At 58.0% G+C, this 14057-nt stretch carries 14 protein-coding genes; 6 read left to right on the forward strand and 8 right to left on the reverse strand.

Annotated elements, in window-relative coordinates; genetic code table 11:
* Window positions 1-145: 145 nt before the first annotated feature.
* Window positions 146-1018: a UTP--glucose-1-phosphate uridylyltransferase GalU gene (gene galU, locus GY33_RS0116075; protein WP_031388316.1), complete on the forward strand. Its 873-nt coding sequence runs from the start codon at window positions 146-148 to the stop codon at window positions 1016-1018.
* 160 nt (window positions 1019-1178) lie between these two features.
* A complete protein-coding gene (priA, locus tag GY33_RS19390) occupies window positions 1179-3776 on the forward strand; it encodes a replication restart helicase PriA (RefSeq protein WP_035272474.1) in 2598 nt (865 codons plus the stop codon).
* A gap of 134 nt (window positions 3777-3910) precedes the next feature.
* Here the strand turns inward: priA and GY33_RS0116085 are convergent, their stop codons facing one another.
* From GY33_RS0116085 to GY33_RS0116120, 8 genes are all read right to left on the reverse strand, one after another.
* Window positions 3911-4294 (reverse strand): SgcJ/EcaC family oxidoreductase, encoded by a 384-nt coding sequence (locus tag GY33_RS0116085; RefSeq protein ID WP_028571243.1) that lies wholly within the window; start codon window positions 4292-4294, stop codon window positions 3911-3913.
* A gap of 82 nt (window positions 4295-4376) precedes the next feature.
* Window positions 4377-5843 carry an SLC13 family permease gene (locus GY33_RS0116090; RefSeq protein WP_031388318.1) on the reverse strand — a complete coding sequence of 489 codons (1467 nt, stop codon included), beginning with the start codon at window positions 5841-5843 and terminating at the stop codon, window positions 4377-4379.
* 56 nt (window positions 5844-5899) lie between these two features.
* Entirely contained in the window at window positions 5900-6469 is a 570-nt protein-coding gene (locus tag GY33_RS0116095) for a CBS domain-containing protein (protein ID WP_051822734.1), read from the reverse strand.
* Between the two features lie 26 nt (window positions 6470-6495).
* Window positions 6496-6885, reverse strand: a complete 390-nt coding sequence (locus GY33_RS20040) for a response regulator (RefSeq protein WP_051822735.1) — start codon at window positions 6883-6885, stop codon at window positions 6496-6498.
* A gap of 437 nt (window positions 6886-7322) precedes the next feature.
* Entirely contained in the window at window positions 7323-8792 is a 1470-nt protein-coding gene (locus tag GY33_RS0116105; protein WP_031388321.1) for an SLC13 family permease, read from the reverse strand.
* Between the two features lie 76 nt (window positions 8793-8868).
* The gene (locus tag GY33_RS0116110; RefSeq protein WP_051822736.1) at window positions 8869-9438 is read right to left on the reverse strand and encodes a hypothetical protein; all 570 of its coding nucleotides are present in this window, start codon (window positions 9436-9438) and stop codon (window positions 8869-8871) included.
* A 125-nt stretch (window positions 9439-9563) separates the two neighbouring features.
* Window positions 9564-9944 (reverse strand): response regulator, encoded by a 381-nt coding sequence (locus tag GY33_RS0116115; protein WP_031388323.1) that lies wholly within the window; start codon window positions 9942-9944, stop codon window positions 9564-9566.
* Between the two features lie 289 nt (window positions 9945-10233).
* Window positions 10234-10608, reverse strand: a complete 375-nt coding sequence (locus tag GY33_RS0116120) for a hypothetical protein (RefSeq protein WP_051822737.1) — start codon at window positions 10606-10608, stop codon at window positions 10234-10236.
* A gap of 271 nt (window positions 10609-10879) precedes the next feature.
* Between GY33_RS0116120 and GY33_RS0116125 the strand changes: the two genes are divergently transcribed.
* From GY33_RS0116125 to GY33_RS0116140, 4 genes are all read left to right on the forward strand, one after another.
* On the forward strand, window positions 10880-11455 hold the full coding sequence (locus GY33_RS0116125) for a TetR/AcrR family transcriptional regulator (RefSeq protein ID WP_031388325.1): 576 nt from the start codon (window positions 10880-10882) through the stop codon (window positions 11453-11455).
* Between the two features lie 19 nt (window positions 11456-11474).
* Window positions 11475-11861 (forward strand): response regulator, encoded by a 387-nt coding sequence (locus GY33_RS0116130; protein WP_031388326.1) that lies wholly within the window; start codon window positions 11475-11477, stop codon window positions 11859-11861.
* Between the two features lie 67 nt (window positions 11862-11928).
* Window positions 11929-13209, forward strand: a complete 1281-nt coding sequence (locus GY33_RS0116135; RefSeq protein ID WP_031388327.1) for a sulfite exporter TauE/SafE family protein — start codon at window positions 11929-11931, stop codon at window positions 13207-13209.
* Window positions 13210-13211: 2 nt separating this feature from the next.
* A complete protein-coding gene (locus tag GY33_RS0116140) occupies window positions 13212-13937 on the forward strand; it encodes a hypothetical protein (RefSeq protein WP_051822738.1) in 726 nt (241 codons plus the stop codon).
* Window positions 13938-14057 lie beyond the last annotated feature (120 nt).

Raw genomic sequence — 14057 nt, forward strand, 5'->3', positions numbered from 1 at the left:
CCTTCCAGATGTTGCTGTAACCCATTTGAATGCTGGAAATATTAGATAGTTTCGAGTTTTTCGCATCAATGCCGGGCGTGTCCCTCAGTGGCGTTTTCACCAGAGATATCCGCCGGCATTGATCCAAACGAAGGAGATTGTTCCGATGCAGATCAGAAAAGTCGTCATTCCCGTGGCTGGTTGGGGAACCAGGTCGTTGCCGGCAACCAAGAACATTCCCAAGGAAATGCTTCCGGTATTCAAAAAACCGGCCGTGCAGCACATCGTTGAGGAAGCCATGTATTCCGGGCTGACGGACGTGGTTTTCGTGAACAATTCCAATAAGAAAATCATTGAGGACCATTTCGACTACAACTGGGCCTTGGAGGATCTGCTGCAACGCACCGGGAAAACGGCGCTTTTGGAAGAAGTTCGTGCCGTGGCCGAGATGGTCAACATCATATCCGTGCGCCAGAAAAAGCAATTGGGGCTGGGACACGCCGTGCTTTGCGCCAAGGAGGTCATCAAGCAGGAGCCCTTCGCCCTGATGCTCGGGGATGATCTGATTTTCAACATGGAGCCGGGCATTAAGCAGTTGATGGACGTGGCCCTGTCCGAAAACATGTCCGTAGTCGGCGTGATCGAGGTCGGCGCGGACAAGGTGAGCAGCTACGGCATCATCCATGGAGAGGAGTTTGCTCCCGGAGTCTACCGGGTCCGCTCCATGGTGGAGAAGCCGGCTCCGGCTCAGGCGCCTTCCCGAATGGCGGTGGTCGGACGCTACGTGCTCATGCCGGAAATATTCGAGCACCTCGAAGGGGCTGAGCCGGGTCACGGCGGGGAAATTCAGATCACGGACGCTCTGCTGAAACTGGCTCAGAAGAACCGCCTCCTGGCAGTGAAGATGCGCGGGATGCGATTCGACGTGGGCGACTGGAGCGACTATCTCACGGCTAACATCTACTTTGCCCTGCAGGACGAGACTTTGCGCGACGAGTTGGTGGGCAAGTTGAAGAATTTGCTTCCTTTCAATAGTTGATCGCGGCGGACTCGATTTTCATTCCCCCGGTTTTTCGAGCCGGCTGCACCATGTGGCGTGCGGTCGGCTCGTTGCGTTTCTTCCCCCGGACAATTCGACGGCAAAGGAGCCATTTGGGGCTGATGGACACGTGTTTGGTTAATTTTGAGGGACAAGCGCCATGAGTCAGGCTTGGAACGTCGCTCTGTGCAGCCCGCCTTACCGCGTCTTCACCTATACGACGCCGGACTGCCTGCCACCATCGGCCTGGGCCTCCGGGCAACGCGTGATGGTCCCGGTGGGCAAAAGGACGCGGATGGGGGTGATCATGGAGCCTTCCGCGGTCGAAGACGGGGGGGGGCGGACCTTGAAGCCCATGATTTGGCCCCTGGACCAGGAACTGCTCCTGACGGACGCTGTTCTGGACTTGGTCCGGCATCTGGCCAGACGCCAGATGGTCCCGGAGGGGCTCGTCCTTTCCAGCATCCTGCCCAAGGCCCTGCGTTCCGGGCAACCACGGTTCAGGCTGGTGGACGGGCCCACGACACGGCGATGGACCTTGGAGGAAATGAGCCGTCTTCCCCCTGAGGCGGCGGCGCGGCTCGGGCAGGCGTGGATGGAAGGCCGGCTCTGTCTGGAGCAAAACCAGCGCAAGGGGGACGACGAGGTCCTCTATACCTTGCTGCGCGATCCTCCCTGGGGCCTGCGTCCCAGGGCCAAACGGCAACAAGCCGTTCTGGAACACCTGTTCGCCCACGGCAGCGCTTCCTTGGTTGGTATCGCCCAGGGCGTGGCCCTTGTTCAGGATCAATCCCACGCCGCACACCATGAGTCGGAGAGCGCGCAGGCTCCGTGCGTCGGGGAAACGGACCGAAACCGGACTGACGAAGGCTCTTGTTTCGTGCGTGAGACGAAACAAGGTCTCAAGCGTGTTTTGACGGACTTGGTCAGCAAGGGGCTGATTCAGGCCGTGCCGGTTCTTTCCGCCCAAGAGGCTCACCGGCAGGCTGACGGGGCGGCCCGAGAGCTTCCAGATGCCCCACGCGGTTCCGAGCAATCTTGCCCAGGCATCCTTCCAGATGCCTCCTCGGGCAGCTCCCCCCTCGAAGGGTGTCCTCTCACCGACGAGCAGACCGAGGCGCTCGGGGCTCTGGAAGCAGATCTGCGTCTGACCCTGGACCATGCACCAGAAGATGTCCGGAGTGCTCATGATTCCCCGAAGCAAGTTAAGGTTCGCTTAGTCCACGGCGTGACCGGCAGCGGCAAGACCTTGCTGTATCTGCGGTTGGCTCGGGCCGCCCTGGCCCAGGGGAGGAGCGTGCTGTTGCTGGCTCCGGAGGTGGCCTTGTCCGCCCAGTTATGGAATGAGGTGAATCGGTTCTTTCCCGGAACGGCTCGACACTGGTATCACGGTTCGCTTCCCGCCGGGGCCAGGCTGGGGGTGTTTCGCGCCCTGCGCCATCAGGCCACGCCCCAGATCGTTGTGGGTACTCGATCCGCGCTTTTTTTGCCTTTCGCCAACCTGGGGCTGATCGTGATGGACGAGGAGCACGACGCCTCCTACAAACAGGACGAGGGCTTCACGTATCAGGCCAAGGAAGTGGCCTACTTCCGGATCAAGCAGCACGGCGGTCTGCTGCTGCTGGGGTCGGCCACGCCGGACATCAAGACCTATTACGCCGCGGACCAGAGCGAAATCAGCCGCGTCACGCTGCGTCATCGGGTAAGCCGCAAGCCGTTGCCCGAAATCCAACTCGTGGACATGCGCCCGGAATCGCGCTCCGCCCCGCTTTCCCAGGTCTGTCGATCCGAGTTGGAAGCCGTGCTGCAGCGCGGAGAGCAGGCTATGTTTCTGCTCAACCGCCGCGGCTTTGCCCCGCTGGTTTCCTGCCTGGACTGCAACACGGCCCCCAAGTGTCCGCGTTGCGAAGTGGGGCTGACCTATCACAAAGGGTGGGAACGCCTGCTGTGCCATTATTGCGGATTTGCCCAGCCTTTCCCTTTTGGCTGCGGCCAGTGCGGCGGGACCCGGTTCCTGCCCATGGGCGAGGGAACCGAGGGGCTGGAAGAGTACCTGGAAAACCTTGGGGCCTCTGGGCTGGGGATTGTTCGCCTGGACCGGGACAGCACCCGACGCAAGGGCAGCCTGGACCAGATCCTCAAGGCCTTTGGACAGGGGCGAGCCCAGGTGATGGTCGGGACCCAGATGCTCAGCAAGGGCCATCATTTCCCAAACGTGACCTTGGTCGTGGCCGTGGACGGGGACGTGGGGCTGAACCTTCCGGACTACCGGGCCGCGGAAAAGACCTTTCAATTGCTGGTCCAATTGGCAGGGCGGGCCGGACGGGGTGATCGGCCGGGCCGGGTGCTGATTCAGACTCGCAATCCGGACCATCCCTGTTGGGAGCACATTCGGACCGGCGACTACGAGGGGTTTTTCGCCCAGGAGCTGGAGCGCCGCCGCAAATTCGCCTACCCGCCCTTCGTGAAGCTGGCAATGGTCCGGTTGAGCTATCCCCGTGAATGGGAGCAGGGCGCGGCCCTGGTGGCCACGGCCGGCGAACACCTGCGCCGGGAAGGAGCCCGTCTGGGCCTCCGGGTTCTCGGCCCGGCCCCGGCCCCTTTGGGTTTGCTTAATGGACGTAAACGCTTCCAGTGCCTGCTCAAGGCCATGTCCTGGCAAAACCTGCGTGAAGCCTTCACGGTCATGCGCACTGCTCTCCCGGCATCCTCCCCCCTGCGCGTAGCCTTGGACCTTGATCCGGTGAACATGCTGTAGTTTTTTTCAACCGTGGGACGTGCGTTACCGCCGTGGCATCTCAATGCGGCATATGAAGCGGCAGAGTGCTGAATCGTACGTTCAGCGGGGTAAAGGACGGAGGAGACGCTCTCCTCCGTCCTGATGGTTTCGCTTTACTTCTCGGGCATAGCCGAGGAGTGGTGCTCCACGATCAGCCAGTGGTCGCCGAACCACTGGTAGACGTAGGTGAACCGGGCGGCCACGGAGAAGGGTTCCTGGCCGTCGGGGCTGAAGGTGAAGGTGTACACGCCGGAGTTGATGGCAATGTCGCCGTAGACCCGGATGTTGCTTTCATTGATCACGCCGCTGGGCTTCTTGGCCAGGAAGTGGACGAAGTAGTCCCGGATTTCGGCGTGGTTGTGGCGGACCTGGTTGGACACCGTGGGCAGCAGGATGCCGTTGAAGGCGTACATGGCCACCACGTTGTCCGGGTTGCCGCTTTGCACGGCCTGATTCCACTTGTCGAACAGGGCGCTGATTTCTTCTTTGCACTTCATGTAGGGTTCTCCATTTTTTTATGGTTAGCCTCCCGGCCCGAAAAGCGGGCCGGGAGGGTTGGGGTGATGTCGGTCAGCCGGATCAATCCAGCAGGATCGGCATGCCCAGCAGCGGCCAGATCAACAGCACGGCCAAGCCTACCAGGCCCATGAGCATGATGGAGGCCGGGATGCCGTAGGCGAAGAATTCACCGCTGGTGAACTGCTTGGAATTGTAGGCAATGGCGTTGGGCGCCGCGCCCACCAGGAGCAGGAAGGGCATGCCCGCGGTGACCAGGCAGGCGAAAACAATGACTTCCGGAGCCACGCCCAGGTAGGGGGCGACAACCAGGGACACCGGGATGGAGATGGCGATGGCGGCCACGTTCATGATGAAGTTGGTCATCAGCATGACGAAGAAGGCGATGGCCATGACGAAGACGAACCAATGCGCCTCGGTGAAGAAGCCCAGCCAATTGATGGCCAGCCATTCCGCGGCCCCGGTCTGCCAGAGGCAGAATCCCATGCTCATGGCCCCGGCGAAGAGCAGGATGATGTTCCATGGTACGTCTTCCAGGTCCTTGATGTCCAGGATTCGCAAGATGAAAAAGAGAATCGTGGAAACCAGGAGCACCGCGGCCTTGTTGAAGGGAGCCAGGGCTGGAATGAAGGATTGCAGGGACAGGAACAGGATCACGCCAAAGATGATCACGGACGCCAGGATCTCATTGCGGGTGATCGGTCCCATATCCGCGCTGAGCTGCCGGGCTTTGTCCCGCAGTCCGGGAATGACGGCCTTTTCCGGCTTGAGAAAGACCATGAAAAAGCCCCAGAGCAGGAAGACCATCAACCAGCCGATGGGAAACATGTAGAAGGTCAATTCGAAAAAGGAGATGCTTTTTCCCGTGATTTCTTCGTAGAATCCCAGGGCCACGATGCCTCGGGCCGCGCCGAGCAGGGTGACGATGCTGCCCGCACCGGCCACGAAAGCCATGCCGATGAACAGCCCCTTGCCGAACTTGGTAGGCCGGTCGCCCTCGCCGTACAGGGCGTAGATGGACAGCAGCAGCGGGTACATGGTGGCGGCCACCGCGGTGTGGGCCATGACGTGGGTCAGCAGGGCCGTGACCACGAAACAGCCGAGATAGATCATGGACGTTCGCTCGCCCACGATAATCAGCATTTTGTAAGCCAGCCGTTTGGTGATGCCCACCTTGGTGAACACCGCGCCGATGATCAGGGAGCCGAAGATGAACAGGACCGATGGGTCCATGAAGTCCTTGAAGGCGTCCTGGGCAGGGCGGATGAAGAACAGGGCCTGGACCACGCCGATGGTCAGCCCGGTCACGCCGATGGGCAAGACCTCGAAGACCCACCAGGTCCCGGCCAGCAGGAACAAAGCCAAGGCGGCCTTGCCCTGCGGAGAGAGCACGAAGGCTTTGCCCATGGGGTCCACGGCGTCGGGCCAGGGTGGAGAGTAGTAGACCACTGTGAACAGAAACAGACCGAGAAAAAGAAAAAACAGCCGTCTGAAATCAATTTTGGATGGGGTTGCTTGTGCAGCGCTCACGCCTCGTCCTCCTTAAAGGTTTTCGGGGATTCTATTTTTGTGAAGGGTATGGTCGGTTATGCCTGGGAGGGCTTGAGGCCGCAGGCTGAAACCACCTTGCAGATGGCCGTGTAGATGTCGGAAAAGCGCAGCAGGCCGACGATGTTTTCGCCGTCCATGACGTACAGCGAATCGTGGCCGGTGGTGACGAAGAGGTGGAACGCGGAGTCCATGCGGTCGGTGAGCTTTACGGAATCGACGGCCCCGGGTTTGCTGACCATCCGCTCGGCTTTGATTTCTCCGGCTTTGCTGCAAAGGTCGCTCAGAGGCTCCTGCCACAACATGTAGTCTCGCTTCATGCTTTCCACGATTTGTGGCAGGCCGTAACGGATGTCGTCCTTGAAGCTGTCGATCTTGTCGTACTGGGGTTCCAGGCTACGAACCACATCCTTGGGCGAGATCTTGCCCACAACGGAACCGCTTTGGTCCTCCACCAGTAGGATGCGCTGCTTGGCCTTGCCGGCCAGAAATTCCTCATTGGCCTTTTCCAGGGCCTGCATGACTTCGTAAAAAAAAGCCTGATCAGAAATCCGTGGGAATTGATCCACGGGACGCATAAGTTCGCTGATTTGCAACGTCGTTTCCACGAGAGAGCCTCCTGTTTGCCTCCCCGTCAGGTGTTCGGAGCATCGGGGAATATAGGTTGTGGTTTGGTTTCCGCCAGTTTGATCTTGGCACACAGCAAATCGATGTCGCAGGGGGCCAGGATATCGTCGAAGGCACCCATCTTCATCCCTTCGATGGAATACTGCAAACAATCCGGGGTGGTCATCAGGATGACGTTGGTGAGCGGACTGTTCGCGCGGATGGAGCGCAACATCTCCAGTCCTTTACGTCCCACTCCGCTCAAGCCGAGCAGGATGACGCGGAATGTTCGTTCCCCGAGTAGACGCAAAACGTCATCCAGATTCTCACCGGTATAGACCGTAAAGTCGCGCTGGTGGAGATGATGGACCAAATTGTCCCGAAAAAGCTGGTCGGATTCGACGACAAGCAGGGGCATTGGTTCTCCATCGGCCGGATCGCCGCCATGGACGGGCCTGGAACAGTTTGTTCAAAAAAGCACATGCCGATGGAGGTTTTCATCGACATGCTTGGCCTTTGTCGCGGCCTTAGGACGGTTAAGCGGATCTTTGTTGGAGCGCGTAAATAGAGAGCGGCTTCAACGTGTTACGAGTATCCATCGCATCGAATTCGACGTGTGGCGTTTCATATTGTTTCGTCATGGAAAGCCATGTCAAATCCCCACCCCAAGGCTAGTCTCATTTCGAGACATTCTCCGATAGTTTTTTTTTTCACGTAAATCAAGACGGCTTGAGCGGGTTGAAATCGAAGGAAAACGTCCGGCTGTTAAAATCCGGCGTGAGGAGCGGGAATAAGGAGGTGGGCCCCCGGTCTGTTTTCGGACCGGGGGCCGCGAGTTGAGGGGTTACAGAACGCCTATGGGGCGAGCAGTACCGGCATGCCCAGTAACGGCCAGATCAGCAAAACCGCAAGTCCCACCAGAGCCATGAGCAGAATGGAGGCCGGAATTCCGGCGACAAAGAACTCTCCGCTGGTGAACTGCTTGGAATTGTAGGCAATGGCGTTGGGCGCCGCGCCCACAAGGAGCAGGAAGGGCATGCCCGCTGTGATCAGGCATGCGAAGACCACGACTTCCGGAGCCATGCCGAGGTAGGGAGCGACCACCAGAGCCACGGGCATGGAAATGGCGATGGCGGCCACGTTCATGATGAAGTTGGTCATGACCATTACAAAGAAGGCCATGGCCAGGATAAAGATGAACCAGTGGGCGTTCTGGAAAAAGCTCAGCCAGTTGATGGCCAGCCACTCGGCGGCCCCGGTCTGCCACAGGCAGAAGCCCATGCTCATGGCCCCGGAAAAGAGCAGAACGATGTTCCAGGGAATGTCTTCCAGGTCCTTGATATCCAGGATCTTCAGGATGAAGAACAGAACTGTGGAAACCAGCAGGACGGCGGCCTTGTTGAACTGAGCCAGAGCCGGGATGAAGGACTGCAGGGACAGGAAAACAATGACCGAGAGAATGATGAAACCGGCGATGATTTCATTGCGGCTGATGGGTCCCATTTCCCGACTGAGTTGCCTGGCCTTGTCCCGCAGGCCGACAATGCTGGACTTTTCCGGCTTGAAGAGAACCATCATCAGTCCCCAAAGCGTGAAGACCATCAACCAGCCCACTGGAGCCATGTAGTAACTGAGTTCCAGAAAAGTGATCTCATTGCCGGTGATTTCATTGTAAAAACCAAGGGCCACGATGCCACGGGCCGCGCCGAGCAGGGTGATGATGCTGCCCGCGCCGGCCACGAAGGCCATGCCGATGAACAGCCCCTTGCCGAACTTGGTGGGTTTGTCGCCTTCGCCGTACAGGGCGTAGATGGACAGCAGCAGCGGGTACATGGTGGCGGCCACCGCGGTATGGGCCATGACATGGGTCAGCAGGGCCGTGACCACGAAGCAGCCCAGGTAGATCATGGAAGTACGTTCGCCCACGATGGAGAGCATTTTGTAGGCCATGCGCTTGGTGATTCCCACCTTGGTGAAGACCATCCCGATGACCAGGGAGCCGAAGATGAACAGCACCGAGGGGTCCATGAAGTCCTTGAAGGCCGCGCTGGCCGGGCGGATGAAGAACAGAGCCTGGACCACGCCGATGGTCAGCCCGGTCACGCCGATGGGCAGAACCTCGAACACCCACCAAGTCCCGGCCAGAAGGAACAGGGCTATAGCGGCCTTGCCTTCCTTGGACAGAACAAATGATTTGCCCATGGGGTCCACGGCGTCGGGCCAAGGTGGGGCATAGTAGACGATTGTGAACAGAAAGATGCCGAGAAAGAGAAAAAGCAGCCGCTTGTAATCGATCTTGGATGGCGTTGCCTGTATGGTGCTCACGATTTTTGCTCCTTGAGAAAAGTGAGGTGGATTCTGTTTATGAACGGTCACCGGTGATATTGCCGCGGCACGGCGGCTATGCCGCGGGCGTTTTGAGGCCGCAGGACTGAACGACTTTGCAGATCGCCGCATAGAGGTCGGAAAAGCGCAGCAGGCCGACGATGGCGTTGTTTTCCGCAACGAAAAGGGAATTGCGGCGAGAGGTGACGAAGGTGTGCAGGATGTTGTCCATCTTCTCGTCGATGTTCACGGTCTGATTCGGTTCCGGTTTGTTCATGAAGGTTGCCACCTGGACTTCCGCGGCTTTGCGGCACAGATCGTCAAGCGGTTCCTGCCAGTGGCGCAGTTCCTCCTTCATGGACTGAACGACCTGGGGCACGCCGTAGCGGATGTCGTCGCTGAAATTTTCGACCCTGTCGTACTTGGGCTCCAGTCCCCGGACCACGTCCATAGGGGTGACCTTGCCGATGATCCTTCCCGCTTCGTCTTCCACCAGCAGGATACGCTGCCTGGCATTTCCGGATTGAAACGCCTCGTCGGCTTTTTGCAGGGCCAGCATGGCTTCATGAAAAAAGGACCGGCCGGAAATGCGTGGAAACTGCTCCACCGGACGCATCAGTTCGCGAATGGTAAATGTGGTGTTCACTCGTTTATCCTCCTTGGTTACATCGTCGTTCACGCCTCGGCGTTACGGCGGGTTGCGTGGTTTTACATCTCGGTCGCCCGCGATGAACGCGGAATCGATCGCTTTCCATAGCCGCTTTTCCGAAATCAGGGAGGTTTTGTACGTCTGGCCCCTTGCGAAGCGGCCCGCTTGATCTTCACGCAGAGCAGGTCGATGTCGTACGGTACCGGGACATCGTCATAGGCACCCATTTTTATGCCCTCGATGGCGTCGTGCAGACAGTCCGGGGGCGTCATCAGAATTACCCTGGTCATGGGGCTTGCCGCGCGGATGTCCCGCAGGAACTCCAGTCCCTCGCGTCCAACTCCCTCCAAACCAAGCAGGGCCACCTCAACGGCGCACTCTTTCAGAATATGCGCAACGCCGGCCCTGTTTTGCCCCGTGCGCACCGTGAAACCCCGTTGGCGCAGATGATGGGTCAAATTATCGCGAACAAGATGATCGGTCTCGATGACAAGCAGGCACATTGACTCTCCTTTGACAACGATTCTCGAACAGGGTCGGGCAGCGGCCTCGCGAACGTGGATCTTCAGAGTGAATGCCTTCGGAAGTCCTTGGCCTCATCCTGAATGCAAAGAGGTGAGCAAATCATGTGCCAGATGTAACAAGTAATGATATCAGTGTGATAGAAAACGAAAGTGAGTGAAGAGTGCCAAGATGAATCGAAATGAATCAATTAGGGTGTCCCTAATTGAAACATTTTGAAGCGGTGGGGGTGGAGCAGGGGAGAGGGAAGGGAGGGAAGGGGGCTCTGTGTCAGGCTGGTCGTTGAATGTCGCCGGACTGGAGGTGGGACTCCAGGTGTCGGCTCACGGCCCACTGGTAGTCTCCGATGACGGAATCGATGACCCGGACTTCTTTCCAGGTCAGGTAGTCGAAGTACTCCTGCTCGATTCCGCCACAGATGAGCACGGTAATCTTTTCGGTGAGAATCAGGCGGCAAAGATCCTCTGCCGACGGATGCGGCAGGACCAGGGTTTTTTCCATGATTTTGTCTCCGTCGGGGGCGAACTCGGCGATGAATAGCCCCAGGGCCAAGTCGAATCGGGGAGCCACATCGTCCTCATGCAGGACAACCATGATTTTTTGAGGCTTGGCAACACTGCTTGGGGGTGAGTTTTTGCGTTTCATGGGCGGTTTCCAGTGGCCCGAAGGGCATAGGGGATTGGAGAAAAGGTTGGTTGCTCGGCTGAGCCAGCCGTTTCTTACCTTTGAGCGATGATTTCGACAAGCTGGCGGATTGTCATTGGGAAGGGCGCTCCGGAAATGCTTTTTCCTTGAAAACTTGGTTCGACTACGTTTGGCGCTTGACAAGTTTTTTTGAAATCGATAAGGCCGAATCGAACTGACCGAGTACTCACTCGGGAGCTTGTTCGAAATTTATCAAACTAAGGAGTTCGCCGTGTCTTATCGCATCGAAATCCTCAACGCGGCCTCGAAGCTGTTCGCCGAACGCGGCTTCAAGGATACGTCCATCGCCGATCTCTCCAAGCTCAGCGGTGCCGCCGAGGGAACCATTTTTCATCACTTCAAGAACAAGGAAGGCATCCTGATCGAACTGCTGATCAAGGTGAAGAAGGATATTTTGCGGGAAGTCTCGGGGAATATCGAAAAGCAGGGGACCGGAATGGATTTGGTGGAGCGCGCGGTGCACCAGTTTTTCACGCTCTCGGAAACCATGGAGTTCGAATTTCTGCTTTTGTTCCGAAACTACCCCTACCAGCTCGCCGCCGTGAATCCGGATTGCCGCAAGTGCATCGAGGAAATTTACAACTGCTTCCTAGAGTTATTTATCGAAGGCATCGAAAAGGGCCAGCAAGACGGCACCATTCGGGACTGCAAGCCGTTTCGCACCGCGGTCATTCTTTTTGCCATGGTGGTGGGCATTGTTCGGTTCAAGCTGTTCAATCTCTATCCCGTGGAGTCCTTTTACGCCGAGATCATGGATTCTTGCCGCAAGATGCTGGAACCGCGCTGAGCAAACCCGAGGAGGCGTCATGCACATTCTCTTGATAGACGACGAACGGACCTTTTTGGAAACCGTCATCACGCGGCTAAGGCTGCGCGGTATCGCGGCCGAGGGCGTGGACACCGGGGAAAAGGCGTTGGAAGCCATGCAGGCCAAGATTTTTGACGCCGTGGTCTTGGACGTGAGCATGCCGGGCATGGACGGAGTGACCACGTTGCGGGAGTTGAAGCGCATCAATTCCGAGGTTCCCGTGATCATGCTCACCGGGCACGCCACGCTGGAAACCGCGGATAAAGGCATGGAACTGGGGGCGTTCGATTACATGATGAAGCCCTGTCCCATTGATGAACTGCTGGACAAGATCTCCGAAGCGATCCGGAGCCGTGGCGAAGGGGGTGAGGCAAGACCAGGATAGCCAACACGCTCGCTCTGTTCGAGGATCGTTCACCTCATATGAACTTCTTCCCTGGAGGAATCCAACAATGCGATTTTTCAGAAACCTGGCCGCCATGATGCACCTCGGGGCGGTCCAATACGCCAAGTGGGACTATGATACGTCCATGAACATTCTCAGGAGCAGGAAGCGGATGTTCATTCTGATGCTTCTGCTTATTCCCTGTGCCATCGGCGTGGGGCTGTCCCACGCGGATTTGCCCGAGATGCTGGGCGGCAAATATTCCTACATGCCCAGCTTTTACTCCCCCTTCATCTTCTATATTTCGATCCTGATCGGCATGTTTGCCGGCCTGATCACCGGATGCATCGGCGCGGGCGGTGGCTTCATCATCACCCCGGCCCTGATGAGCGCCGGGATCAAGGGTATCCTGGCCGTCGGCACGGACCTGTTTCACATCTTCGCCAAGGCGATCATGGGTACCGTGATCCACAGGAAGTTGGGCAACGTCTCCGTGGCCCTGGCCGTGGCCTTTCTGGTGGGCGCGGGCGTGGGCGTGACCGGCGGCGGCGTGGTCAACAGGACCCTGTACGAAATCAACCCGATTCTTAGCGACACCTTCATCAGCGTGATGTTCGTGGTCTTGCTGGGCTTTCTGGGCACCTACGCCATGCTGGACTTCCTGCGGGCGCGCAAGGTGGATATCGTGGACGTCCACGGCGGCAGCGGCGGCCATGAGGCGCACGGCTCCGCGCCCAGCGGGCCGGGGGTGGCCGCGAAGATTCAGGCCATGAAGATTCCCCCGATGATCTCCTTTGACCAGGATCTGGTTCCCGGAGGCAAGCAGCTTTCAGCCTGGTTCGTGGCCATCTGCGGCGCGGTGGTCGGCTTTGTCTCCGCGATCATGGGCGTGGGCGGCGGTTTCCTGACCTTCCCCATCTTCGTCTACCTGATGGGCGTGTCCTCCTTCACCACCATCGGCACGGACATCCTGCAGATCATCTTCACCGCGGGCTACGCCTCCATCGCTCAGTACGCCATCTATGGGTTCATCTTCTACACTCTGGCCATGGGCATGCTGCTGGGCTCACTGATCGGCATCCAGATCGGGGCCATGACCACAAAGGTGGTCAAGGGCATCTACATCCGCGGCTTCTACGCCACGACCATTCTGGGCGGGTTCATCAACCGACTGTTCGTGTTGCCGGAGAAGATGGGCGACATGGGCTATCTGAACATCTCCAAGGGCATGGGCAAAGCGCTCAGCGCCACGGGCAATGTTTTATTCTTCATCATTATCGGCATCTTCGCCGCGTGGGTCTTCTATATGTTTTTTACGAACATGAAGATCCTGAAAGGGGAGGAATAGTCATGATCAACAAGAAGGAACTGAACATCGGGTTGTTTCTGGCCGCCAGTTTTTTCATCATCTTCGGATTGATGTGGTCGCCGTTGTTTCCCGGGCTTGATGACGACAAGGTCAACGCCTTCCACGCCGCGGACAACCTGTTCAACTCCATCTCCAAGGGCTCGGCGTACTTCATGGAGCAGATGGAAGAGAAAAATGAACCGTTTCTGGGAAAGACATTCAAGGCCAGCCTGAACGTGGGCAACGAGCGTCGGGCCGTGATGGCCCAAGCCATGCTTCAGTCCGCGCGAGCCGGAGTCTCCCTGGATGGGACCACCGTACACGTCGACGGAGACCTGGGTTTGGTCATCCAGGCCACGATTACGGACTCCCGGGATATGTTCCACAACGACGGTCAACGGGTCGGGGCCCGGTACGGTTACGGCGAGGCCGAAGCCCGTGAGCTGATGTATGTCTGGTATCGACTGTTCAAGGATTTAGAAAATGAGTTCAATCACCAGGAGCGCTTCGCGGATGCCAAGCACGTGGCCGAGGTGGTTTCCAAGTCCGTGGAAGTGGGGTACAATTTTTACGGTATTGTCCCTGAAAGCGCCGGTTCCAAGGCCGGCATCCTGACCTTCAGTCTGGTCTTTTACGTCATCTACACCCTGTGGTGGGGCATGGCCATCCTGTATATGTTTGAAGGGATCGGCATGAAAATGAAGGCCGGGAAGAAGAAGGAAGTGTAAAGGGCGGGTTCACGGTTCAGGGGTTCACGGTTCAACGGTTGCCGTGGGCCCCCGGCCGTTCATCTCTCTGGATGGCAAGTACTCCCTTATTTGAACCCCGAATAACGAGTTTTGATTTTG

This window comes from Desulfonatronum thiodismutans, assembly GCF_000717475.1.
GTDB classification, from domain to species: Bacteria; Desulfobacterota; Desulfovibrionia; order Desulfovibrionales; family Desulfonatronaceae; genus Desulfonatronum; species Desulfonatronum thiodismutans.